This is a genomic window from Helicobacter sp. T3_23-1056, assembly GCF_053654535.1.
Genome location: NZ_JBSIUU010000031.1, coordinates 1 through 22,743, shown reverse-complemented (window position 1 = coordinate 22,743; position 22,743 = coordinate 1). Strand labels below are relative to the sequence as shown.

General features: G+C 32.0%; 25 protein-coding genes. 22 read left to right on the top strand and 3 right to left on the bottom strand.

The genetic code is table 11. The features are described from left to right. The first annotated feature begins 533 nt into the window (after positions 1 to 533). Together ACWIUO_RS11985 and ACWIUO_RS11980 are read left to right on the top strand one after the other, a co-directional pair. Positions 534 to 1,433 carry a TraM recognition domain-containing protein gene (locus ACWIUO_RS11985; RefSeq protein WP_454178124.1) on the top strand — a complete coding sequence of 300 codons (900 nt, stop codon included), beginning with the start codon at positions 534 to 536 and terminating at the stop codon, positions 1,431 to 1,433. Next, a complete protein-coding gene (locus ACWIUO_RS11980) occupies positions 1,430 to 1,612 on the top strand; it encodes a hypothetical protein (protein ID WP_454178123.1) in 183 nt (60 codons plus the stop codon). Before ACWIUO_RS11985 ends, ACWIUO_RS11980 begins: the two co-directional genes overlap by 4 nt. 258 nt (positions 1,613 to 1,870) lie before the next feature. On the opposite strand, the gene icmH is transcribed toward ACWIUO_RS11980, so the two are convergent. Genes icmH through tssJ form a run of 3 tightly spaced genes read right to left on the bottom strand, consistent with a single transcriptional unit; the run spans position 1,871 to position 4,508 of the window. Beyond that, entirely contained in the window at positions 1,871 to 2,647 is a 777-nt protein-coding gene (gene icmH / locus ACWIUO_RS11975) for a type IVB secretion system protein IcmH/DotU (protein ID WP_454178122.1), read from the bottom strand. A gap of 9 nt (positions 2,648 to 2,656) precedes the next feature. Next, positions 2,657 to 4,042: a type VI secretion system baseplate subunit TssK gene (tssK, locus tag ACWIUO_RS11970; RefSeq protein ID WP_454178121.1), complete on the bottom strand. Its 1,386-nt coding sequence runs from the start codon at positions 4,040 to 4,042 to the stop codon at positions 2,657 to 2,659. Next, complete coding sequence (tssJ, locus tag ACWIUO_RS11965) at positions 4,032 to 4,508, bottom strand: type VI secretion system lipoprotein TssJ (RefSeq protein WP_454178120.1); 477 nt, start codon at positions 4,506 to 4,508, stop codon at positions 4,032 to 4,034. Before tssJ ends, tssK begins: the two co-directional genes overlap by 11 nt. A 92-nt stretch (positions 4,509 to 4,600) precedes the next feature. Here tssJ and ACWIUO_RS11960 point away from each other — a divergent pair, with 92 nt between their 5' ends. The 20 genes from ACWIUO_RS11960 to ACWIUO_RS11865 form a co-directional block, all read left to right on the top strand. Beyond that, complete coding sequence (locus ACWIUO_RS11960) at positions 4,601 to 5,869, top strand: type VI secretion system domain-containing protein (RefSeq protein ID WP_454178119.1); 1,269 nt, start codon at positions 4,601 to 4,603, stop codon at positions 5,867 to 5,869. A gap of 77 nt (positions 5,870 to 5,946) precedes the next feature. After that, entirely contained in the window at positions 5,947 to 6,471 is a 525-nt protein-coding gene (gene tssB / locus ACWIUO_RS11955) for a type VI secretion system contractile sheath small subunit (RefSeq protein WP_454178118.1), read from the top strand. A gap of 3 nt (positions 6,472 to 6,474) precedes the next feature. Then, positions 6,475 to 7,944: a type VI secretion system contractile sheath large subunit gene (gene tssC / locus ACWIUO_RS11950; RefSeq protein WP_454178117.1), complete on the top strand. Its 1,470-nt coding sequence runs from the start codon at positions 6,475 to 6,477 to the stop codon at positions 7,942 to 7,944. A gap of 2 nt (positions 7,945 to 7,946) precedes the next feature. Beyond that, positions 7,947 to 8,339, top strand: coding sequence for a GPW/gp25 family protein (locus ACWIUO_RS11945; protein WP_454178116.1), 393 nt, complete (start codon positions 7,947 to 7,949; stop codon positions 8,337 to 8,339). A 22-nt stretch (positions 8,340 to 8,361) separates the two neighbouring features. Further along, positions 8,362 to 10,086 carry a type VI secretion system baseplate subunit TssF gene (gene tssF / locus ACWIUO_RS11940; RefSeq protein WP_454178115.1) on the top strand — a complete coding sequence of 575 codons (1,725 nt, stop codon included), beginning with the start codon at positions 8,362 to 8,364 and terminating at the stop codon, positions 10,084 to 10,086. Then, a complete protein-coding gene (locus ACWIUO_RS11935) occupies positions 10,083 to 10,985 on the top strand; it encodes a type VI secretion system baseplate subunit TssG (protein WP_454178114.1) in 903 nt (300 codons plus the stop codon). The genes tssF and ACWIUO_RS11935 overlap by 4 nt, the downstream gene beginning before the upstream one ends. 59 nt (positions 10,986 to 11,044) lie before the next feature. Next, positions 11,045 to 11,290 carry a hypothetical protein gene (locus ACWIUO_RS11930; RefSeq protein WP_454178113.1) on the top strand — a complete coding sequence of 82 codons (246 nt, stop codon included), beginning with the start codon at positions 11,045 to 11,047 and terminating at the stop codon, positions 11,288 to 11,290. An 82-nt stretch (positions 11,291 to 11,372) separates the two neighbouring features. Beyond that, positions 11,373 to 11,903 carry a hypothetical protein gene (locus ACWIUO_RS11925; RefSeq protein WP_454178112.1) on the top strand — a complete coding sequence of 177 codons (531 nt, stop codon included), beginning with the start codon at positions 11,373 to 11,375 and terminating at the stop codon, positions 11,901 to 11,903. Then, on the top strand, positions 11,900 to 12,067 hold the full coding sequence (locus ACWIUO_RS11920; protein WP_454178111.1) for a hypothetical protein: 168 nt from the start codon (positions 11,900 to 11,902) through the stop codon (positions 12,065 to 12,067). The genes ACWIUO_RS11925 and ACWIUO_RS11920 overlap by 4 nt, the downstream gene beginning before the upstream one ends. Beyond that, positions 12,049 to 12,561 (top strand): hypothetical protein, encoded by a 513-nt coding sequence (locus ACWIUO_RS11915; RefSeq protein WP_454178110.1) that lies wholly within the window; start codon positions 12,049 to 12,051, stop codon positions 12,559 to 12,561. Before ACWIUO_RS11920 ends, ACWIUO_RS11915 begins: the two co-directional genes overlap by 19 nt. A gap of 2 nt (positions 12,562 to 12,563) precedes the next feature. Continuing rightward, positions 12,564 to 12,917 (top strand): hypothetical protein, encoded by a 354-nt coding sequence (locus tag ACWIUO_RS11910; RefSeq protein WP_454178109.1) that lies wholly within the window; start codon positions 12,564 to 12,566, stop codon positions 12,915 to 12,917. A 10-nt stretch (positions 12,918 to 12,927) separates the two neighbouring features. Beyond that, complete coding sequence (locus ACWIUO_RS11905) at positions 12,928 to 13,269, top strand: hypothetical protein (RefSeq protein ID WP_454178108.1); 342 nt, start codon at positions 12,928 to 12,930, stop codon at positions 13,267 to 13,269. Positions 13,270 to 13,278: 9 nt separating this feature from the next. Further along, the gene (locus tag ACWIUO_RS11900; protein ID WP_454178107.1) at positions 13,279 to 14,625 is read left to right on the top strand and encodes a hypothetical protein; all 1,347 of its coding nucleotides are present in this window, start codon (positions 13,279 to 13,281) and stop codon (positions 14,623 to 14,625) included. Then, a complete protein-coding gene (locus tag ACWIUO_RS11895) occupies positions 14,618 to 15,685 on the top strand; it encodes a hypothetical protein (protein WP_454178106.1) in 1,068 nt (355 codons plus the stop codon). The genes ACWIUO_RS11900 and ACWIUO_RS11895 overlap by 8 nt, the downstream gene beginning before the upstream one ends. A gap of 69 nt (positions 15,686 to 15,754) precedes the next feature. Further along, positions 15,755 to 16,258 (top strand): hypothetical protein, encoded by a 504-nt coding sequence (locus ACWIUO_RS11890; protein ID WP_454178105.1) that lies wholly within the window; start codon positions 15,755 to 15,757, stop codon positions 16,256 to 16,258. A gap of 17 nt (positions 16,259 to 16,275) precedes the next feature. After that, on the top strand, positions 16,276 to 18,111 hold the full coding sequence (locus tag ACWIUO_RS11885) for a lipase family protein (RefSeq protein ID WP_454178104.1): 1,836 nt from the start codon (positions 16,276 to 16,278) through the stop codon (positions 18,109 to 18,111). Continuing rightward, on the top strand, positions 18,108 to 19,676 hold the full coding sequence (locus ACWIUO_RS11880) for a hypothetical protein (RefSeq protein ID WP_454178103.1): 1,569 nt from the start codon (positions 18,108 to 18,110) through the stop codon (positions 19,674 to 19,676). The genes ACWIUO_RS11885 and ACWIUO_RS11880 overlap by 4 nt, the downstream gene beginning before the upstream one ends. A gap of 57 nt (positions 19,677 to 19,733) precedes the next feature. Beyond that, entirely contained in the window at positions 19,734 to 20,621 is an 888-nt protein-coding gene (locus tag ACWIUO_RS11875) for a hypothetical protein (RefSeq protein ID WP_454178102.1), read from the top strand. Continuing rightward, the gene (locus tag ACWIUO_RS11870; RefSeq protein WP_454178101.1) at positions 20,618 to 21,451 is read left to right on the top strand and encodes a hypothetical protein; all 834 of its coding nucleotides are present in this window, start codon (positions 20,618 to 20,620) and stop codon (positions 21,449 to 21,451) included. The genes ACWIUO_RS11875 and ACWIUO_RS11870 overlap by 4 nt, the downstream gene beginning before the upstream one ends. After that, positions 21,448 to 22,743, top strand: a 1,296-nt coding sequence (locus ACWIUO_RS11865) for a hypothetical protein (protein WP_454178100.1), incomplete at its 3' end; no start/stop codon positions are given. The genes ACWIUO_RS11870 and ACWIUO_RS11865, both read left to right, overlap by 4 nt.

Genomic DNA, 22,743 nt, shown 5'->3' with positions numbered 1-22,743 from the left:
TTCTATATTTATTCTAAACATAGGCTCTATATCTGTCTGTATTTGGTGTATTTGTGATTGGGTAAGTGGGCTGGGCAGATTAGTGTCAGACACCTTTAGTCTTTTAGACAGCAACTTAATTTGTTTAAAGTATTGCATAGAAGTTGGAGAAATACCGTGCTCATCACGCATAATCATCGTCCTATTGCCCAAAATATTCGTTTGTAAGTTACAGGCTAAAAATGTGCCATTATTTCTGTTTTGTATTTCAATAAAAAGTTTATGCGCAAAATTTCCGATACTTATTTTGTTTGGCAATGGACTATTACTTTTCACACAAGAATCTATGTGGTTGGAAGAATATGGACTTTGTGCCTTGAGATAATAAGGTAAAAAAGTATCGAGTTCATTATTGTGTTTGGATACAATAAATTTATCGCAAATATGCTAAGAAATATGGAGATATTGAGGATTTTATCCAATTTGTAAGTGGCTCTATCGCCCTACCCTATGATAAATTCTTAAATGATACAAGTGAAGAGTTTGCAGACAAGGTGCGTAAAGAAGCTACAAATGTAGATTTACAAGGTGTGTATGACGCCTCGATGAGCGCGCAAGCGTGGCGCGACCCTGTAACAAATCTAAAATCTAATTATGGCAAAGTGTTTAACACTCAAACACCAGATATTTCTATGTGGGAAGCAGTGCAACGCAACAAAATCATATTTGTAACGCTACCAACAATGGCAAGCGATGATACACCAAAAGAACTAGGCAAGCTTATATTAGGACTAATCAAAGGCGTAGCAGATGAAAAAGCTAGAAAAGCAAAAGACCCTGATATTCCTTTTGTGTGTATGCTTGATGAAGTAGGAAGTTACATTGTAGAGGGATTTGGTAGGCTTATGAGTAAATCGCGTGCATTAGGAATCTCTGTGTGGCTTATTTTTCAGTCTTTTGCACAGCTTGATATTGTCGGCAAAATGCTTAGCGGACAAAGTAGCGAGCGACAAGAGGCTATGGGTATGATAGGCACGCATATCATAATGAAATGCACAGACCCAGAAGCTACGAAGTTTTACCAAGATTTTGCACCTAAACGCGTAGTAATGGAAAAAGCATACACAGAGAAAAAAGATTGGAGTTGGGGGCATATAGGTGCAGAACAAAGCTTTAGCCCAAAAGAAGTGCCAGCTTTTGAGCATAATGATATTGTAGCGATGAATAATGGCGAAATGCTAGTGCTAGCAGATGGTGTGCTATTTAAGGCTATCGCACAGGCAGAAAATTCTTTGCAAGAAGCAGGCAAAAAACTTACTTATGAGGGCAAAGATATTCAAAAACCATTGCCAATCACAAGATATATGCCTAAGAAGCATTTTTTTGCTTTAATGGCAGAGTATAAGAGATTTAGACAATCTCAATCCCAAAATGAAAAGGAGAATGTAGCGTGATTAGCGAAATACAAAAAGATTACCAAGAGGCAATAGAGCAAGAGGCAATGCAAGATGCGCAAGTAGATTCTACCCAAACGCTAGAATCTACCCAAGAATCTAATGATGAGAATCCGCAAGATAGCAAGCTAGAATTATTTGAGCGCATAGAATCGTTATCTAATGCTATATTTTACTAACAATTTTAAAATCATAATTCACATTTCAAATTAACATTACATTATCATTTATAATAACAATGCAATCCACAATGATAATGTAATAACATTTATTAAAATTTAACTTAAATTTGGTCATTTGTTATAATTTTGTGCAAAAAATTTGTATAAATCCTAATGTTTTGATTTTGGATATTTTGCCTAGATTGAAGTTTATTTGGTTTCAATAATTCTTGATAAGGGTAATATATTTGCTTTTTTGTAATCACAAATTAAGGTTCATTTATTGGATAAATTCGATTGGTGAATAACTTTGCTTACTTTGTTTTGAATTTGTGTGTTATTGGCTGTTAAGTCAAATGCGTTGTAAGCAAATACGATTAGCACGATACATATTGGCAGGGCTACCAAAATCTTTTTTAGGTATATTTTTTGAAAATTCTGCCACGCGCTTGTTTTGATAGCTACATCATAAGCCTTATTAAATGCTAGTTCGCTATTAACTTCATATAGTGGAGTGAGCGCAGAGGCTATATTATTGCAAAAATATAAGATTCGCTCTTCGACATTGTGGGTATTGGTATATTTGCCCTGATAGCCTAGCACCAAACAAGCATAGACAAACTCTAAAAAATCCTTATTTTTGGCTGGATTATTTAGCCACGATAGTGCTATATCATAGAAATTATCCCCGCCTAAAATCTCATCAAATAAACGCACGGTTAGTGTATTACTTGCCCAAGAGCTATTCATAAAAAGCTCATTTTTCATTAGCATTTCATCGATAAACACACAAAGGCAATATCGAAGTTTGATAATGTCTTTTTCGTCATATTCTTTTGTGGCACTTAGTTTTGAGCTCCAAATCAAAATATCATTTACCATTTTTTCTTTTAGCGATTCTATGGTGCTTATGTCTAAATTATTAACCTTTGAAACGCGAGAAGCAAAAAGCAACATTTCAATACAATAATCCACAACTTTATTGCTTTTTAGCCCGCTTAAATCAGAGATTGCAAGCAATCCAAGTTCTTTTGATTCTGCACTAGATTCCATTATGTTTCCTTAAAATACAGCCCACATTTTTATATCTGGGCTCTTAATATTGTGCGTAAGATAAAGACTTATGACGCTCTCTCCCTTAAAATGCTTAAATAGCTCATCTTTTTTATCAAGCTTATAATACACATAGCCATTTAGATATGGGAGGGCTGAAGGTACATTTGGAATCTGTGTAATATTTAGCCCTTTTAGTTGCGTTACGACTATGTGTTTGATATTGCTTTGTGTGTGAATTTTGCTTTGAGATTTGAAATTTTTTAGCAAATATTCATAGCTCACATCGGCATTTACTGCTATGAAAATCTCCGCTTCTTCCAATATTTTGGCATTATCAAACATAAAATCATAGAATCCATTGCCATTATCGATGATTTTTGCCATTGAATATCGTGGAGAAGTAATTTTTGAAAATAAAATTTTTAGATTATTTATTAGTGGCAAAAATGTTGTGTTTAAGTTGTCGTGATTATAAGGGATAAAATCTGAATCTTCTGCGCCAAATGCACCAATATCACCTTGAAATTCCACAAGTTTGTCATACAAAGATTCAGGGTGGAGTTTTTCTTTATGCACAAGTGCAGAAAAAATCAAAAACCATTTTTTAAGCAGATTCAAAGATAAATAAGTGCTAAAATCTAGCGTATTTTTTGTTTGGTCAATGCCCTTAAAAATCTCGCCTAAAATCTCTTTATGTCGCTTAATAGAAAATAGCATTTCCTCCAAAAATGCCTTAATAATCGCGCTTTGATTGATATTTAAGCAAGTGGGGATAAAATTATCCTCAAGCTGGACTTTTTTATTAGAATCTATATGCTTAATCTTAGCGATAGGTATCTCTAATTCATCAGGTGTCGAGTCGCCTAAAATCCCAAGTTTTAGCCTCATACTTGCTAAGGCTAGATTTGTCTTTTCTTGGGTAAAGGTAATATTTTGTTCATCTCTTTCATCAAGTGGCTCTTTTGGCGTGTTTTCACTATCGTCATAGATGCGCGAAGCGATGATACTTCTTGTGGCTATGTATTTTGAATTAGCAAAATTATTATGCAAAGCAATATCGGCAATGCTAGTAGCACCTAGCGGAATCTTTAGCGTTACGATGGAATTTTCTAATGACTCATAATTGACTTCTAATGCTTCTGGCAATAAATCTTGCTCTGGCGCGTCAAAAATACTGCCATCTTTGGCGATTCCTATGACTTTTTCTAATGCAATTTTACCCTGCATAAGCATTTCGCTAGAAAATTTTATATCCATAATGCCATAGAGATTATTTGATATGGCGATAGTCTTAGCATCTATGTTGCGCTCAAAATATCGCTCTTGTTGCTCAAAATGAATCTTTTGAATATTTAAACCATTAAACCACGCGACTTTTAATTTATTTGCCATATTTTACTCCGTAAATTCGCTTGATTCCTTCCTGTGTAATCTCAAACTTTACCACCTTTTTATTCCGCAATCCTTTTACTTTTTTTGTTTTTACCCAAACTTTAGTTGTCCTAAGTGCGTCATTTGCAAATAATGTCAAAATACCAATATATGGAACTTCTTTATCTTTTATCTTTAGAGCTATGATTTCATTTTTTGGAGCGATTTGCAACTTCATTGAATCGATTTTGTCTTTGCCAAGTGCCCCATCTTCTCTAGTGATTAAATCTTGCTCGCTTGAATCTATAAATTTTTCAATATTATTTAGTTTATAAACAACAATCGTTACAGGGACATCATCAGACCTATTGTTTAGATTTGAATTTTCGATGTTGTTAATTTTTATGCTAACGGTGCTAGAACAAGCCACAAACAAAAAGCACCACAATAAAACAATCGCTATATTAAAAACTTGCCTGTATTTCAAAATATTTACCTTTAGGGTTTAGATTTTTGATAGCATTTTAGTATTTAAATGCTAAAATTTTAATAAATTTACAATATTTACGGAATGTAAAAATGTGTTTTTGTAATCATTTGGGCGAAAATTTGGAACATTTAGAAACCTATCATCTACTTGAAAACGAAATGTCTAAATATAAGACGCTAAACCACGAAAGCATAAAGTGGGATAAAGTCTATGAGTATTGTTTGGAGATTTTGCAAAATTTTTCTATGGATATGAAAATTTGCAATTATTTTGTTTTGTCGTGCGTGGCATTAAAGCAAAACTTTGATATGGCAAATAATCTGTTTGTAGCATTAGCTGATATTTTACAAAATGAACCAAACAATCTATACAAACAGCCAAGCGACTTAAAAAATCAAAAAAAGAAACTAAAAAATATTATTGAATCTTTCATAATAGAAGTAAATAATCTTAATTTATTAGATTCTGCCCAAGTAGAAAACTTCAACAGGACATTTCAAAATTTAAGCAAACTATTAGAATGTGAATTTCAGCCCATTTACACAAGAGAGCAACCGCGCAAAAACGACACAGCCATAGTTTCATCGCAACAAGCCGAATCTAAAAGTCCCAATGCCATTGCTTTGCATAAGTTAAGCGATAGAGAATATAGAGATTTTTTGAATAATTTAGCTTTTGAGATTTTGGAGCGTGATATAGGCAATCCCAACGCTTATGCTATGTTTATAGAAGCAATGTGGGGCAAAATCAAAACACTCCCGCCACATAGCCAAAATATCACACAAATCAAATATCCAAGCCAAAATCTAATCCAAATGCTAGATTCAAAGCGTTCTAATGCGTTAGAGCAAATCAAACTTTTTATGTCAAATCTCACGCTAAATCCATTTTGGATAGAGGGATTGAAGCGTTTTTGTGATTTTTTGCAAGAGCAAAAACTAATAGACGCCACAAATCTACTTCAAATTTTAGTGGGAAATTTTCTTACAAAATTTAAAGAGATTGCAAATCTTAAATTTATAGATGGCGAATCTATGTGTGAATCGCGCGTTTATGAGTATTTTGTAAGACAAAACATTAAAGTCGAACACAAAGCAGATAAAAATGATAAAAACAAAGAAAAGTCGATGAATCTAAATGATATTTTGCTAGATATGGAGGCTAAAAATAGTGATAATTCACCTTCATCGCAAATAAATGCGTTGATGAAAATGGCAAATGCCTTTGAAGAAAAAAATATGAAAAATAATGCAAAAATATTATATATTCAGCTAAAAGATTTAATGGAAAAGACATTGTTAAAAGATTATCTAACAGATGATTATCTAAAAATCAAATCAAAAAGCCAAAAAATATAAGAAAAAAATAGGCAAATTTGTTTTTTTATATTTTTTTGGCTACAATACCCGAAATTTCATATATTAAGGACTCCAAAATGGCAGATGGTTCTAACGCTCCAAAAGAGCGTATCAATATAACATACAAGGCAAAAACAAACGGGCAAGAGGCTGAAGTTGAGTTGCCACTAAAACTAATGGTAGTGTCTAATCTCACGGGCGTCCCCGATAAACAGCCACTAGAAGAGCGCGAGACATTGCAGATTAACAAGATAAATTTTAATCAAGTAATGCAAAAGCTAGATATTAAATCTGAATTTAGCGTTAAAAATACACTAGGCACGGGTGCGGAGGAATTAGATGTAAAGCTACAAATATCAGGTATGAAAGATTTTTCGCCTGATAGCATTGCAAGGCAGATTCCAGAGCTAAATAAGCTTTTGCAACTACGAGAAGCGTTAATGGCATTAAAAGGTCCTATGGGCAATATACCAGATTTTAGAAAAGCTGTTTTAAACGCCCTCAAAGACGAAAAAACCAAAGAAAAATTGCTTTTAGAAATAAAAGCAGAAGAATCTAGCCAAGATTCTCAACAAAACAAAGACTCCAAAAACAAGGAATAAATAATGGCACAAGAAAATATCGTAGAAACAGAGGTGATCGACACGCCAATCATCGAAAGCATTATGGAAAAAAGCAAGTATGCAAAAAATGATGAAAGTTATAGCATAGCAAAAAGGGGTGTAGCAGAATTTATCTCCGCGATTGTCAAAGATGACAATATGGAGGATAAAATCAATAAATTCGCCCTAGATGAGATGATAGCCCATATTGATGATTTGGTATCTAAACAAATGGACGAAGTGTTGCATAATGAGGAATTTCAAAAGCTAGAATCTGCGTGGCGAGGCTTGTATTTTTTGGTGGAACGCACAGATTTTAATGAAAATATTAAAATTAGTCTGCTAAATGCGACAAAAGAAGAAATATTAGAGGATTTTGAAAACAACCCTGATATTACCCAAAGCGCGGTTTATAAAAATATCTACTCCGCAGAATATGGACAATTTGGTGGCGAACCTGTGGGTGCTATCATAGGGGATTATCAGCTTGGTATAAATAGCCCCGATATGACTTTTTTAAATAAAATGGCTAGTATCGCAGCAATGAGTCATTCGCCTTTTTTGACTTCTTGTGCGCCTAGCTTTTTTGGGCTTGAGGATTATTCGGAGTTAGCAAGTTTGCAGGATTTAGATGGCTTACTTCAAGGTCCTCAATACACTAGGTGGCGGACTTTTAGAGAAAATGAGGATTCCAAATATGTAGGGCTTATGGTAACAAGATTTTTGACACGCTCCCCTTATAGCCCTGAAGACAATCCCATTAAAACCTTTAATTACAAAGAAAATGTCCATAATTCACACAATCATTTGCTATGGGGCAATTCTGCCTATGCTTTTGCCACAAGATTAACAGAGAGCTTTTCCAAATATCGATGGTGTGGTAGCATTATCGGTCCTAAAAGTGGTGGAAGCGTAAAAGATTTGCCAACTTATCTTTATGAAAGTTTTGGCACTATACAATCCAAAATCCCAACCGAAGTGCTTATCACAGATAGACGCGAGTATGAGCTAGCAGAGGCTGGATTTATCGCACTAACCTTAAGGCGTGATAGCAATAACGCAGCGTTTTTCTCTGCTAATTCCGCGCTAAAGCCAAAAGTATTTCCAAACACACCAGAGGGCAAAGAAGCAGAGACAAATTATCGGCTAGGAACGCAGTTGCCATATATCTTTCTTATTTCGCGTCTAGCGCATTATCTAAAAGTTTTGCAAAGAGAAGAAATCGGTAGCTGGAAAGAGCGCACAGACATAGAAAATGGGCTTAATGAGTGGGTGAGGCAGTATATCTCTGACCAAGAAAATCCACCTGCTGAAGTGCGAAGCAGACGACCATTTAGAGGAGCTCAAATCAAAGTGGAAAATGTAGCAGGGGAGCCGGGCTGGTATAAAATAGCACTTAGTGTGCGCCCACATTTTAAATATATGGGAGGGAATTTTGAATTATCATTAGTGGGTAAATTAGACAAAGAGTAAAAATGTCATTGCTTGATAAGATTATCCACCAATTAGATGAGCAATATCAAAATATTCCTTATCATAAAAATGAATTTGACGACATAAAAAACAACATTCAAGTCTTGCTCAATACAAAGTTAGATGATTGTGTTATTGTTAATGATTTGGGATTATATAATGTCGTAGAATCTAATCTTAATGCTGGTGATTTGTGCTTTAAAATGGCTAGAGAGATTCATTTTGTCATAAGCAAATACGAGCAAAGAATTAGAGTGCTATCGATTCGATATGATAATTCCCTAAGCCCTTGGCAAATTTCATTTTTTTTGCAATGCAATTTTGTAGAAGACGCATTTAGAGAGTTTAGCTTAGAGATTGCATTTAAAAATGACAGACATTGTGAAGTTAAATAATCATAAAATAAAGGTTAGATAGTTGAATAATGAAGATGTATTTTTCTACCAAAAAGAGATTGCTCACCTTTATAAAACTAGGGAGCATTTTACTAGAAAATTCCCTAAACTTGCACCATTTTTAGCCACTGATAGCAAAGACCCAGATATTGAGCGCATTATTGAAAATCTTGCCGTGCTTACTGCTAAGATTCATCAAGAAATGGAGCATAATATCCCATATATTGCCGAATCGCTATTAAATATTATTGCACCTAATTATACAAATCCCTTGCCATCTTTATGTTTGCAAGAATTTCATTTGAGCGAGGATAGCAAAGCAAACAAAATCATCATTCCTAAAGGCACACAAATATACTCTACGCCAATTAAGCAAACCGAGTGTGAGTTTAGGACGATTTATGATGTTTATCTCTATCCGTTAGAAATAAAAGAAGCATTTATACACACAGAAAAACAATATCACGCACTAAATTTAGAATTACAAATCAATAAACCTGACTTAAAAATTTGTGATATAGGGCTTGATTGTTTGCATATTTATCTTGGCAATGAGTTATACACTTCATCTACTTTGCTTTTATTTATGTGTCATTATTTGGAGGAAATCAAAATTACCTCCCCCGATACTGCCGAATCTTTTAGGCTAAATCCTAGCAATGTCAATCCCATAGGATTAGATTTTACTGAAAGTTGTTTGCATTATGATGATTTGGGATTTGAGGCATTTTCGCTAATTAGGGAATATTTTTTTATCCCCGAAAAATTTAATTTTATCAAAATTGATGGATTAGACATTTTAAAAGATACTCAAGGCACACGGTTTAATTTGCAATTTAAATTTAATAGATTTTTTCCAAAAAATTGCATTGTTAGGGAAAATCTATTTTCTTTGGGCGGGACACCAATCATAAATATTTTTCCCAAAAATACTGAATCTATCATTAATGACCACACAAAAGATGGTTATAGGATTTTTGTGGATAGGGGGCATTTGGATTGCTATGAAGTAGTCCAAATCAATCAAGTAAAGGCACACAATAGCAATAGCGGACGCAGAATCTTAAAAAACTACCATAGCTTTGAGCGATTTGGTTTTTTGGCGGACAATAAAGAGGAATTTTATGCTCTAAGCACCAAAACAAACGCTAGAGGCGAGTCATATAAAGAGATTGCTTTTTTTTCTAATTATTCTTACAATGAAATTATTACCATTGATGCGCTATGCTGCAATAAGAATCTGCCCTCAAAACTAAAACTAGGCGACATAAAAAACATTAAACTACAAAATGTGCTAACCAAAAATATTACGATTCCAAGTGCAATGAGAGAATGCAGTATTGATGGCACTTTGCTTTGGAGGCTTGTGTCTATATTGTCTTTTAATTACCAAAATATACTTAGCCTCTCTTCGTTTTTTTGGGTGTTGGAGAGTTATAGTTTTATTAACGATAAAGACAATGAACAAACTTACAGACTACTAAAACAATCCATAATCAACATAGAATCCAAATCCACTTACTTAATCGATGAATCTATCACAAAAAAAGGCACACTTTGCATAATGAGTATAAAAGATTCTAATTTCTACTCACTCGGCGATGTGTATAAGCTAGGACTTGTTATATCTAAATTTTTTGCTTCTTTTGTAAGCATAAATTCATTTTGTGAGCTAAAAATCAAATGCCTAGATAGCAATGAGATTTTATATTATCCAGCCACTCGTGGCAAAAAAGCATCATTATGAATAATTTAGATTCTTTTTCGTTTTATAAACTCTTGCATAAATTGCTTAAAAAATACGATAAAAATGAGATTTTTTTGCGCACAAATAAAAGCCTAAAACACCCGCACAAAGAAATCGAGTATGTCAAAGAGGACAAAGAATTTTTAATTGAAATAATGGTAAATTTTATGGGATTACAAGGCAATACTTCCCAACTGCCATCATATATGCTAGATAAACTCACAAAAAATGACGATGGTGGGTATGGTTGGAGTTTGCTTTTTGATTTTTTTAATCACTACATTCTTTGGCTATTTTTTGAAACTACTAGACTAAAAAATTATCCTAGAAGTTTTAATAAAGATTTTAGCGATTCTATCTCAAAGATTTTATTTTCGATGTTGGGAATAAATGACAATAAAATAGCTAAAAGTTATCTGCCATTTGCACCACTGCTTTTAAGCAAATCTCGCCCAAAATATTATATACAGCGTATTTTGCAAAATAATTTTAATTTGCGTGATAAATTATTTATTGTCGAAAATTTACCTCATCAAATATTCATCGCCCCTATCCAAAAAAACAAACTAGGCATAAAAAACAATACGCTAGGTAAAAATCTAATTTTAGGAAAGACATTTCTATCTCATCAAAGCAAAATAGGCATTTTTATCAAAAATATTAGCTATGAAATGGCATTAACTTATCTGCCAAATGGGCATAAATATAACGAGCTAAAAGAAAGCATTTTATTTCTTACAAATCATCAATTTTGCGTGGATTTGTATCTAAAAATCAACCATAGCAATAAAATGAGTTTGATTTTAGGCGATAAAAGTGTAGCAAGATTAGGCTATGGAATGGTGCTTGGGAATCTTGCGCCAAAGCCATATTATATGCACTTTAAACTATATGAGTAAATAGCACAAAAACCATAAAAGCAAAATCAAAAGATAAATCTAGCAAAGATTCACCCATAATGCTAGAATCTGATTTGCTTTACTCTCCCATCTTAAATTGTCCTAACAATATTGCAGGGATTCCTAGTCCTTGTAGTCAAATTGCTTTAATATTACCAAATGCAAGGGGATTAAAAAAATACAATGATGATTATCCTATAATGCAGGATTTATGCGCTAGTGGAGTATTTAGCGATAAAGGATTCCCAATAATTTGCACCCCAAAACCAAATACGCTAAAGATAAATGCACCAAAACAGATTTAGCTTTTTAATGGTTTATTAAGTAATGCTAGGCTATAATCTAGAGGTTTTATGAATTTCAATTTATAAAAGGCATATAGGACAAATGCAAATCAAAAAACACCTAAAACCTAAAAAGATTATTTTGACTTTGTTTATAGCTTGGATAATCTATCTCATAGGGATTCCGCTATATTATACGCCTTATGCGTTGCAACCTAGCTATTGGGAGTTTAAGAGATTGTGTGAAATAAATTATATGCCAAATACACAAGAGAAATATAATATTATATTGAAATATATTGATAAGAGTTTGGGCGATGTAGATGATTTTTTGCAAGAAGGAAAAAGCAAAAAATATTTCAAATGTAAGCCACAATATACAAAGAGATTTGATGTTTGTGTAGATATACATTACAATGATGATTTTATAGAATCAAAATCTGATAGAATATTAACTTTTGATAAAATCAAAGATATGTATTTGGAAGTTAATTGGCAGACTTATAATATGGAAATATATGGAAATGAAGGAAGTATGAAGTTTAGAGTGTATTTTGACGAAAAATTATATTGTTCTTATTTTTATCGCAAAGATAATATACCAAGTAATTTTTTTACGGATAGACTAAAATGAATAGCAATAAACAACAAATACAAAAATTACGAGATTACGCAGAACTTGCTTGGGCTGGTTATGGATATTTTCATTTGGTGGGTAATAAGTTTGACGAAAATGTTGCACAAAGTGTTAAAGAGGCAAAAGAGGCAAAGGATAAATTATGTTTAAATTTTTCGTAGGTTTTATAGTTGTAATATTGCTAATGGCTGGTTATTTTTCTGGCATAATACCATATTACATACTTTTCCCATTACAGCCTAGCTATTGGGAGCTTAAGAAATTATGCAAGCTGAATGAATTGCCAAATAATGAGGAAAAATATAATAAAATGCTAGCGTATTATGATATGAGCCTAGATGTTCTAGACGATATTGATTGGAAAAAAATAAATGAATATAAATATTTTTTGTGTAAAGATGGACACAAGGAGTGTTTGCCAAATGTGCGTGAATATATGGCAGAACTTATAGAAAAACAAATGAATCATAGACTTTATACGAGTGTTTGGATTTATAGCGATAAATCCAACTTCAATAGAGACAATATCACTGATATGGAAATTACCGGAGCTTGGAAAACAAGATTTTTTGTTCTTGAAGGCAATGAGGGTTCTGGATTTTATTGGAGTGAGCGATCGCTTTATTGTAGAGATTTTTTAAATAAAGGAAAATAACAATGACAAATAAAGAGATAATAAACAAAATAAAAGACAATGCTGAATTAGCGTGGGCAAGTTATGGACCTTTTCATTTGATAGGCAAAAAATTTGAAAAAGACGATAAATATGGTAATAAAAAGGGGGCAGAAATAACGCCAACCGACATATTGAATATGGATTATAATGGATACAAAACAGACGATAGCACTTTCTTTAATACGCACGAACTCAAAGGCGACTTCACCCCTACTCAAGCAAAGCGATTCTTTGAACGCTATGATTTACTCAAACACTGCCCTAACACCAATTCAGGCTTCTCTGCAACATTATTTCAAAATAAAAATCTACCAAAGAATTTATATTTGCAATAAGGGGGACGAAATGAATCAAAAATTTAGTGTAGGCAAATTTTTACTTGATTGCTTTATTTGCTTTTGGATTATGGTGGCGTCTGTTGTGATTTTTATAAAACCGCTTTATTACATTTATTACTCGCTTGGAAAGCCCGGTGGTTTGGCATTATTTTATTATGACTTTTACGATATGGCATTAGAATCTAGCGTTCTTTCTCTTGTAATACCTGCAATATTATTTTATTTAACCAAGAATGGAGTAATAAAATACAAAATTTACAAATCTAGCTTTTGTTGTGTTTTTATATTATTGACGGTTTTGTGGTGGTTTTTGGCTTATGAATTTGCAAATAGAGATGGAATTAAATAAGGATTATTTATGTCATATTTCGTAACAATTTATATTCACCCGATACGAGAAGGAATACCGCATACATTTTTGGGCTTGACACGAAAACACCCTGATGAGTTAGATAAACTTGTATTTGAAAAGAATATAGAATATTGGAATGATATTCTTGGCAAAATAGTAATATTTGAAAAAGAAGAAATTAAATGGTATGAAAAATTTGAATCTATTGAATTTAGCGATGGATTTTACGGATTCGCATCTGTTAATGGAACAACTAACTATTGGGGGAAAGTTTTTCAATATAATCATTTTGTGCCAAAATGGAATAATGATAAACAAATATATGAATACGCACAAAGAACAAAAAGTAGCTTTAGTAAAAATCATCGTTGTGTTTTTGAAATTTCAAAAGAACAATATGAAATGTTGCTAAAATCAATAAAACAAGATGTGCAAAAAACGAAAGATAGAAATGGTAATTTGCAAAAAGATGACAGCAAATTAACAAAAAGCATTGATATTTTAAAGGAAAATCTATACTATAATTCAAACCCTGTAAATAGCACACCATACTACAACTGCACCACTTGGGCTTTACATAAGCTAGATTCCATAGGATTAGAAGTCATAGATATAAATGAGTGGATACCAGATGCTGACATTCCAAATGTTTCAAGGAATATGAATACTTTGCTAAACAAGTTTAACGCTATGCGCTCTATCCATTCCGCTTTCCTTAAATTCCAAGCAATCGATGAAAATCTAAAATCCATAAAAGGTGCAAAAGCATTTAGAATGTGGGCTAGAAGTATGATAGAAAATAGCTATATTTGTCATATTGATTACAAAATACTAGAGCAAACAATACAGGCTCATTGCACAGAAAGTATGGACGATAAATACTATAATAGCATCAAACATTTTTACACAATCAAATTACAACTCCAAAGTATTTATGGCAAACTAAATGATATGCTAGAAAAAATCATATCAAAGGCAAATGACACAAACTTAAAAGGCGATTTTGAATTTATTTATTGGGACAAACAAGATAAACAAGTAAAAACATTAAAATCTAGCAATGATTATGAGCCTACAATATTAAAAGAGATTGATTTAAGCAACCCTGCTTATAATTTTTCAGTATGTAAATTTGCACCTTTTATCTTTATCCCCAACGATAAAACACTTTCACAAAGACTTTATCATAAATATGACTATGGCAATGTAACAAGTGAATATCAAGACGCTAGAAATGAATTTTATCAAAGCGTATTAGCAGGAATACAAAGCGATAAATATTGGAGTAGCAACTATCATAAACTCACTAAAAATCTATCCAAAAATGAAATATCAAAGGTTGCAAATGCCTAGTAATAAAACAATAGAAAATATTTTTGCTTATGGTGGGGAGATTATCGACATACAAACTTTAGAATCTAAAGGCATAGATATTTTGCAATCTAAAATCTATTTTTGTGGAGTGCTACTAAATGGTGGCACAGAATCTACTATGCCATATAATGAATGTTTCTTTGGGGATTTAGATTCAAATGAGAATCCAAACTTTAATGATTCAAATGCAAATCACAATGCAAAGGATTCAGATTCAAATTTAAGTGCAAGAGATTCAAATGATTCACAAAACTCAAATGATTCAAACAACGATTTAGACGAATCAAAACCTATTTATTATTTAGAATGTGATGAATCAGATTTGGATTCAAGCGAATCTTATAAATCAAATTCACATTCACAAGATTCAAACAATTCCACCCAAACAAACAACAAAACCAAAATCTATCCTACAAATCAAACCCTCCAAGTATTCCTAAACAACCATAAACTTACAATCTTAAATTACTCAATTTTAGATTCTAGTCTAAATATCAAACTAGAATGCAAAAGTAAAGAATCTAAAGCGATTCAGCAAAATGAGCAAAACAAAAAAGACAAGGCACAGAAGCAATCTAGCACGCCTAGTATAAGCACAGCATTGCTATGTCCCATATTAGAATGTGATGAGCTAAAATGCACTCACGGAGGACAAGTCAAACTCACTTCAAATGTGGGAAAAACCATAAAAGCAAAAACAAAAGATGATTCTAGTAAAGATTCGCCCATAATGCTAGAATCTGATTTGCTTTACTCGCCTATCTTAAATTGTCCTAACAATATTGCAGGGATTCCTAGTCCTTGCACTCAAGTAGCGTTGATTCTCCCAAATGCAAGGGGATTAAAGAAATATAATGATGATTATCCTATAATGCAAGATTTATGTATGAGTGGTGTATTTAGCGATAAAGGATTCCCAATAATTTGCACCCCAAAGCCAAATACACTAAAGATTCAATCTCCAAAGCCAAGTAATAATAATGCAGAATCTAAAGAAGTGTTAGAATCTATGATAGATTTAGCTTTAATGGTTTGTTAAGCGACATTAGGTTAGAATCCAAATTTTTTATATGAAATTTTAAACTAGATTTGGGGAAAAAGAGTGAAAATGTGGGCTGTGTTTATTTCGTTTTTAGTGGCGTTGTTTTTTAGTGGCTGTGGCTCGTGGTTTATCGTGCCTTTTTCATTTCAGCCTAGTTATTGGGAGTTTAAGAAATTGTGTGAATTAGATCCTGAAATATATCAAGCTAGAGGTGGCAAATTTGATGAGGAATATTATAATAAGATGCTCACATACTATGAATTAGATTGGGATACTATGTTAAATACAATTACGCCATACCAATACAAAAGAAATGGTGTGCCCATACCTAATGATTTTAATTATATGCTCGATGAGAAATGGCTAAATGACAGACTGATAGTAAATTTATCTTTTGATATAACCAAAGATTCGTTTGGAAATGTAATAAAAGTTAGACCATATTGGAGAGTAACTTGGCGAGATTTAAGACCAACATTAGAAGGCAATGAAGGAAGTGGATTTTCTTTCGGTGGTGGGAGGATAGGTTGCTTTTCTTTCTATGATAAATATGGCATAGAAAGGAATTGACAATGAGTAATAAAAAGATGATACAAAAATTAAGAGACTACGCAGAATTAGCACAGGCAAGTTATGGGTATTTTCACTATGCTAGTCCAAATTTCAAACCTAATACAAACAAAGATGAGAAAAAATTAAGTTATTTTAGAGATATATATCACAAAAATAATCCTAGCGATAAGCAATGGAGTAAAGCCTTTCCTACTCCAGCCGACATTCTAAACATAGAATACAAATACTACAAAGATGAAAATGGAAAAATAAAAAATTCGTGGTATGACGATAAATTTCTCAAAGGCGACTTCACTCCCACTCAAGCTAAACGATTTTTTGAACGCTATACTTTAATCGGGCATATCCCTGATGATAAAAATCTACATATTCCTTATGATAAGCGTGGATTTTCTGCGACAATATTTTATGATAAACTAAACGCTAATTATATTATCGCATTTAGGGGGACAAATGATTATAAAGATGTATTTGCAGATATGCAACTTGCTATTTCTGGTATAGCTATATCTCAAGTGGTAAATTTACAAAATCTTATTGTGAATATGTTAGGACATATCTATGTCCATCATAGCAGTCAAAGCAATATAGATTCGCATTCATTTAAATCAAATAACAATACTTCAACAGATTCAAGCAATGCAAGTAAACAAAATCTAACAATATTAAAAGAATATTTTTTGCAACATAATATACAAATCATTCTTACAGGACATTCACTAGGAGGGCATTTAGCTCAAGTTTTTTGCTTGACTTATCCGTTAGTAGTCAAAGAGATTTACACTTATAATTCACCGGGGCTTGGAAATATCATAGATTTTGTGTTAGTAAAATTTCTACGCGTTATTGGGATTATTTGGAAATTATTATGTAAGTTGGCTAAAGGTATTGCAAAACTTTTTAACCCCAATGGTTTCACACGAAAAACTATTGATGCAAACCTTGCAAAAAGCGGTTGTAAAGAAAACACTGATGACATTATTAGGGTTATGGAAGTCAATAAAGATAAAGAAATATTTGGTGAATTAGGCATAAATGCCAAAAAAGCGCGAAGAGGTGAAAATCTAGGCGTAGAAATCCACCATATAGAATCTGTAATCGTAGATATGTGTGATGATTGTTTTTTGTATTCAGTGCCGCAACTATTTGAGACTATTTTTTGTTCTACAATAACAAGTTTAGGAATGCGATTGGGATTAAATATAAATGACAAATTAGATTATAAAAACACAGAAGCCCTGCATCTTATCAACTTAGGATACCCTAATCATGCTATACTTCCTTTGACGCAGTATTTATATTTTTATGCTTATTTGTTAGAATTAGATTTTAATGTCAATAGATATGCAAATGCAAATATTGCTAATACGATAGATAATCTTAATGGTTTTATACAATGGATTGAAAATTCATTACGAACACCAAACGACACAGAAAAAGAGAGAAATATTAGACGCAATACATTCCAAAGGTCAAATACAACATTAACCGATGAAAAATATTCATTAGATTATCTTTTAAGTGAAATTAGCCACATTGCACATAACAAATATGATAAAGGCATTCAAAAGTTTGATAAAGACAAACAAATAGACACGATTATACAACTACAACAATCAAAAATATATACAAAAATCCTAGATAGAGATTACTTTGATAATTTGGCAAACAAGCAATGTAATATTACTGATATACGAGCATTTATCAAATGTCAGCCATTTATTGTGGTAGATAAAAATAACCAAGAAATTTTACAAGAAGATAATATGACAGAATTATTCTTATACAAAGATTTTACAAATATTGCTACGCAAATTCGTAATTCTTACCAACAAAGCGAGATAATATGAGTGAGTTTCAACAAGCATTTTTAGCTATGACTAAAGAAGCAATGTATGCAAAAAATCCTTTAATTATTTCATTAAATTCATATAAAAATAGCTCCAAATCGTTCTGCTCTTTAGAATCTAAACTTTTTTACGATAAACAAAAAGATAAAATTTTTATTTTCACTTACAATAATGATTGCATTGATTGTTATGATTTACTTAGTCAAATAAAAACACTTACAAATCAAAACAAACAAACATTGCAAGAGTATGATATTTCTATATTTTTTTATTCTATTTTACTCACAGGTGGCACAGAATCTACTATGCCATATAGCGAATGTGTCTTTGGGGATTTAGATTCTAATGATTCACAAAACTCAAATGATTCAAACAATGCAGATTCAGCCAACGATTTAGACGAATCAAAGCCTATTTATTATTTAGAATATGATGAAGTGGATTTAGATTCAAGTGATTCAAACGATTCTACTCAAACCCTCCAAATATTCCTAAACAACCATAGACTTACAATCTTAAATTACTCAATTTTAGATTCTAGCCTAAATATCAAACTAGAATGCAAAAGCAAAGAATCTAAAGCGATTCAACAAAATGAGCAAGCCCAAAGAGACAAAGCACAGATACAATCTAGCACACCTAGTATAAGCACAGCATTTCTTTGCCCTATATTAGAATGTGATGAGCTAAAATGCACTCACGGAGGACAAGTCAAACTTACTTCAAACATAGGAAAAACCATCAAAGCAAAAACAAAAGATGAATCTAGCAAAGATTCGCCCATAATGCTAGAATCTGATTTGCTTTACTCTCCCATATTAAATTGTCCTAATAATATTGCAGGGATTCCTAGTCCTTGCACTCAAGTAGCACTGATTCTCCCAAATGCTAGGGGATTAAAAAAATACAACAATGATTATCCTATAATGCAAGATTTATGTGTTAGTGGTGTATTTAGTGATAAAGGATTCCCAATAATTTGCACCCCAAAGCCAAATACACTAAAGATTCAATCTCCAAAGCCAAGTAATAATAATGCAGATTCTAAAGAAGTATTAGAATCTAATATAGATTTTAGTATTCCTATTTTGTCAATTATCACTGCTTATGATGGATTAGATGAGTTTTACTTTACACCTAGCTCTTATGAAAATAGAAAATCTAGTGAATCTAAAATATCTAGCCAAGCTAATTTTTATAATGCAAATGAATCACTAGATATTAGCTTTGAATCTATAAGCAACGATGATTTTCCAAATGATTTAGCTAACAATAATGTCTTAGAATCTGTCCTAGAATCATTAACGCACATTTATGATAAAAAACATTTTAGTTATAGAATCTTTAGCATTAGGGTGGCGTATAGTATGTATGAATATATGCTAATTATCCCTAAAAAGATTCCAAAGTTTATCTCTAAAATACTAAAAGAAAAACGAAATAATGATGAGATAAAATATGGCTATGGTAGGTTTATGGATTTGCAAAGGGATTATGTAAGGGATATAGATGAGAGTAAAGAAAATGAAGTGAGGCTAAATACTATCCTGCTTAAAGTGTTTTAAGGTTGGTTATGGTATAATGTTGCACATAAAAAATATTTTCAAATCAAGGCTATATAAATGACAAAAAACTTCAATGGCAACTATATCAAAAAAGTAAGTTTTTATGGTGGATTGTTAGCGTTTTTTATTGCGCTTATTGTTTCGCTTGGTTCGTGGTATTTTGGAGCAAAAAATGAGCTGAAAAATGCCACAGACAAAGCAAAAAGCGAACTTGCGCCATTTGTAAAATGGTATGAAAATGACGCGCAAAATGAGCGAAAAAATATCCAAAATCTTACAAAAGAATCGTATGACAAAACCCAAATAAACGCCACAATCAAGCAAAATCTAGCCGATGTAAAAAAGATTATCGAAAATGTAGATTTTCTTACCAAATTTGACATTTCTTATTTTGCTTCATACAATGAAAGGCATTTTATAGGACAGGCACAAAGAGCTACGATCGAAAAACTGCACATAAATAATAATATTTTTCTTAAGGAATTAGAATTAAATCCTAGTCAAAAATCTATGATTTTGCTTAATCGAGAGCGTGAGGGTTGGTATGATGAATTATTTGATTTCTTAGAACAAAAGATTTTAGAATCGCAAAAGACAAACAAATACCCCATATATAGATTACTTCTTTATGATTTTATAGTGATTGCTGATTATGCCTCCCTTGTTGAGCTGTATATGGCTGACATATATAATAATACCTGCTACATTAACAAACAAACGATAGACAAAATAACATTTAGTTTAAACGGTGTAGAATATAATTTATCTTGGTTTGAAGATTCACTAGAACAAAAGCTACGCGATTCTAACAATAATTTTGATGAATCTAGCATAAAAGCAGTGCGATTGGAATACGAAAAAGGAATTAACACATATAAACATTCAATAAAGGAAAATCGCAATAATATAGATAAAATCATAACCAACCTAAAGGATTGCAAATGAGCGAAACAATACAAATTTTAGAAAAACCAAATGCAGAAATCAATTTTTGGGAATTAAAAAACATTGAAAATGCGTTACAGCAGACGGATATTGATGCTATTGCTATAAAAATATTCAAAGAAATGGAGCAAGAAAAATTTGAAGCTGATATGAAGCAACTGCGAGAAAACACCAAAAACAACAGCAAGTATCAGCAAGAAATACAAGAAGCAAATGATAAGTTGGGCATTATAAGCAATGCTTCTAGTATAGGCGAACAGTTATCTACCAAACTTGATTCTGTTATAAAACCATTCAAACTTATTATCAATAGAGTTAGTAATCAACTTACTGCTATTGATGCAGTTATCGAATATGAAAAAACAGGTGATGGGATAAAAGTATCACTTAAGGTTGGAGCATCCTTTATTAAAAGTAAAATATTTGAGTTTGGCGCAGCGACTTCTATAAGAGCTGCAATTATTACATTTATAGCATTAGCAATAGCTGGTATGAGCATCGTTGGAGCAACAATAATTGGAATAGTTGTGCTTACGATAGGCGTTAGTATATCTTGGTGGGTAAGTCAAAAAGCAGAGGAGCTAATAAATAATATGGGCAGTTACATTGAAAAATTTTCAATATCTCTAACACCACAACAAAGGGAATATTTTAGCACTTCTCATTGTCATAAAACAATGACAAACATACAAAACAATGCAAGGCGTCAAATCCTAATAAATGGCTATCCAGCACCAAAATCTTTAATTGATACTTTCCCTGATAATAACACTTTAAAAAATATACAAAGTATTAGAGAACAGTTGTGGCAAATAGGACAAACAAAATGAATATTATTCATAGATTTTTAACGCAAAATGATATTGACTCTATCACAAAAGATTCTAACATTGCTTTTCTAAACGCCCTATATCAGTGTGATAATATCATAGAAGTAGATAGCAATAACAAAAATATTTTTAGCGATAACGAACTAATGAGTTTTTATAACTACAACTCATCTTTTTATCTCTCATTTATTGCAAACAAAGAATCATTAAGCGACTCTTATTTAACTTCCCGCAAAGCCCTCTACAAATCCATAATGCAAATAAAAGAGCAAAAAGCACAAGCACAAAAACAAGAGTTAGATTCTATAAATGCGGAATTAAAAGATTTAGATTCTAAACAAAGGGAGGCAAGATTAAATGAGATTCAAAAAGAGCAGGAAAAAAAGGCAAGAGAATTTAAAACGCAAAATAGATTTGATAAAAATGATAAATCTACAAATGATTTAATCTTGCAAACGAATGATAAATCTAGGACAATTATATTTTTAGATTCAAATGGTTTGGCATTAAAAACAAATTCTTACAAGAGCGCAAAATTAAATCCAAATTCGCGATTAGATTCTAGCGTTGATACAAATCTAAATACTGATTTAGATTCCAAACCCTCAATGAGTAACCTTATCCACATTTACAATGAAAACAATCAAACTAAAATCGATATTTTTACAAAGCATAATACAATAATTGATATTTATGAATTAGTCAAAAATTATAGTGATTATGGAATCTCTTTAGATTTATTGCATTCTGTAAATACGCAAATATTTTTTTATTCTACTTTACTCACAGGTGGCACAGAATCTACTATGCCATATAATGAATGTTTCTTTGGATATTTAGATTCTAATGATTCACAAAACTCAAGTGATTCAAACAACGATTTAGACGAATCAAAGCCTATTTATTATTTAGAATACGATGAATCAGATTTGGATTCAAGCGAATCTTATAAATCAAATTCACATTCACAAGATTCAAATGCAGATTCAAGCAACCAAAACAATAATTTAGATTCGTTAGATTCAAACAATTCCACCCAAACAAACAACAAAACCAAAATCTATCCCACAAATCAAACCCTCCAAGTTTTTCTAAACAACCATAGACTTACAATCTTAAATTACTCAATTTTAGATTCTAGCCTAAATATCAAACTAGAATGCAAAAGCAAAGAATCTAAAGCGATTCAGCAAAATGAGCAAAACAAAAGAGACAAAGCACAGATACAATCTAGCACGCCTAGCATTAGCACAGCATTTCTTTGCCCTATACTAGAATGCGATGAGCTAAAG

Bases quoted from the DNA above. Each gene is read 5' to 3' on its own strand.
- icmH (WP_454178122.1), bottom strand. From the start codon at position 2,647: ATGGAATCTAGTGCAGAATCAAAAGAACTTGGATTGCTTGCAATCTCT.
- tssK (WP_454178121.1), bottom strand. From the start codon at position 4,042: ATGGCAAATAAATTAAAAGTCGCGTGGTTTAATGGTTTAAATATTCAA.
- ACWIUO_RS11960 (WP_454178119.1), top strand. From the start codon at position 4,601: ATGTGTTTTTGTAATCATTTGGGCGAAAATTTGGAACATTTAGAAACC.
- tssB (WP_454178118.1), top strand. From the start codon at position 5,947: ATGGCAGATGGTTCTAACGCTCCAAAAGAGCGTATCAATATAACATAC.
- tssC (WP_454178117.1), top strand. From the start codon at position 6,475: ATGGCACAAGAAAATATCGTAGAAACAGAGGTGATCGACACGCCAATC.
- ACWIUO_RS11945 (WP_454178116.1), top strand. From the start codon at position 7,947: ATGTCATTGCTTGATAAGATTATCCACCAATTAGATGAGCAATATCAA.
- ACWIUO_RS11935 (WP_454178114.1), top strand. From the start codon at position 10,083: ATGAATAATTTAGATTCTTTTTCGTTTTATAAACTCTTGCATAAATTG.
- ACWIUO_RS11930 (WP_454178113.1), top strand. From the start codon at position 11,045: ATGCTAGAATCTGATTTGCTTTACTCTCCCATCTTAAATTGTCCTAAC.
- ACWIUO_RS11925 (WP_454178112.1), top strand. From the start codon at position 11,373: ATGCAAATCAAAAAACACCTAAAACCTAAAAAGATTATTTTGACTTTG.
- ACWIUO_RS11920 (WP_454178111.1), top strand. From the start codon at position 11,900: ATGAATAGCAATAAACAACAAATACAAAAATTACGAGATTACGCAGAA.
- ACWIUO_RS11915 (WP_454178110.1), top strand. From the start codon at position 12,049: ATGTTTAAATTTTTCGTAGGTTTTATAGTTGTAATATTGCTAATGGCT.
- ACWIUO_RS11910 (WP_454178109.1), top strand. From the start codon at position 12,564: ATGACAAATAAAGAGATAATAAACAAAATAAAAGACAATGCTGAATTA.
- ACWIUO_RS11905 (WP_454178108.1), top strand. From the start codon at position 12,928: ATGAATCAAAAATTTAGTGTAGGCAAATTTTTACTTGATTGCTTTATT.
- ACWIUO_RS11900 (WP_454178107.1), top strand. From the start codon at position 13,279: ATGTCATATTTCGTAACAATTTATATTCACCCGATACGAGAAGGAATA.
- ACWIUO_RS11895 (WP_454178106.1), top strand. From the start codon at position 14,618: ATGCCTAGTAATAAAACAATAGAAAATATTTTTGCTTATGGTGGGGAG.
- ACWIUO_RS11890 (WP_454178105.1), top strand. From the start codon at position 15,755: ATGTGGGCTGTGTTTATTTCGTTTTTAGTGGCGTTGTTTTTTAGTGGC.
- ACWIUO_RS11885 (WP_454178104.1), top strand. From the start codon at position 16,276: ATGATACAAAAATTAAGAGACTACGCAGAATTAGCACAGGCAAGTTAT.
- ACWIUO_RS11880 (WP_454178103.1), top strand. From the start codon at position 18,108: ATGAGTGAGTTTCAACAAGCATTTTTAGCTATGACTAAAGAAGCAATG.
- ACWIUO_RS11875 (WP_454178102.1), top strand. From the start codon at position 19,734: ATGACAAAAAACTTCAATGGCAACTATATCAAAAAAGTAAGTTTTTAT.
- ACWIUO_RS11870 (WP_454178101.1), top strand. From the start codon at position 20,618: ATGAGCGAAACAATACAAATTTTAGAAAAACCAAATGCAGAAATCAAT.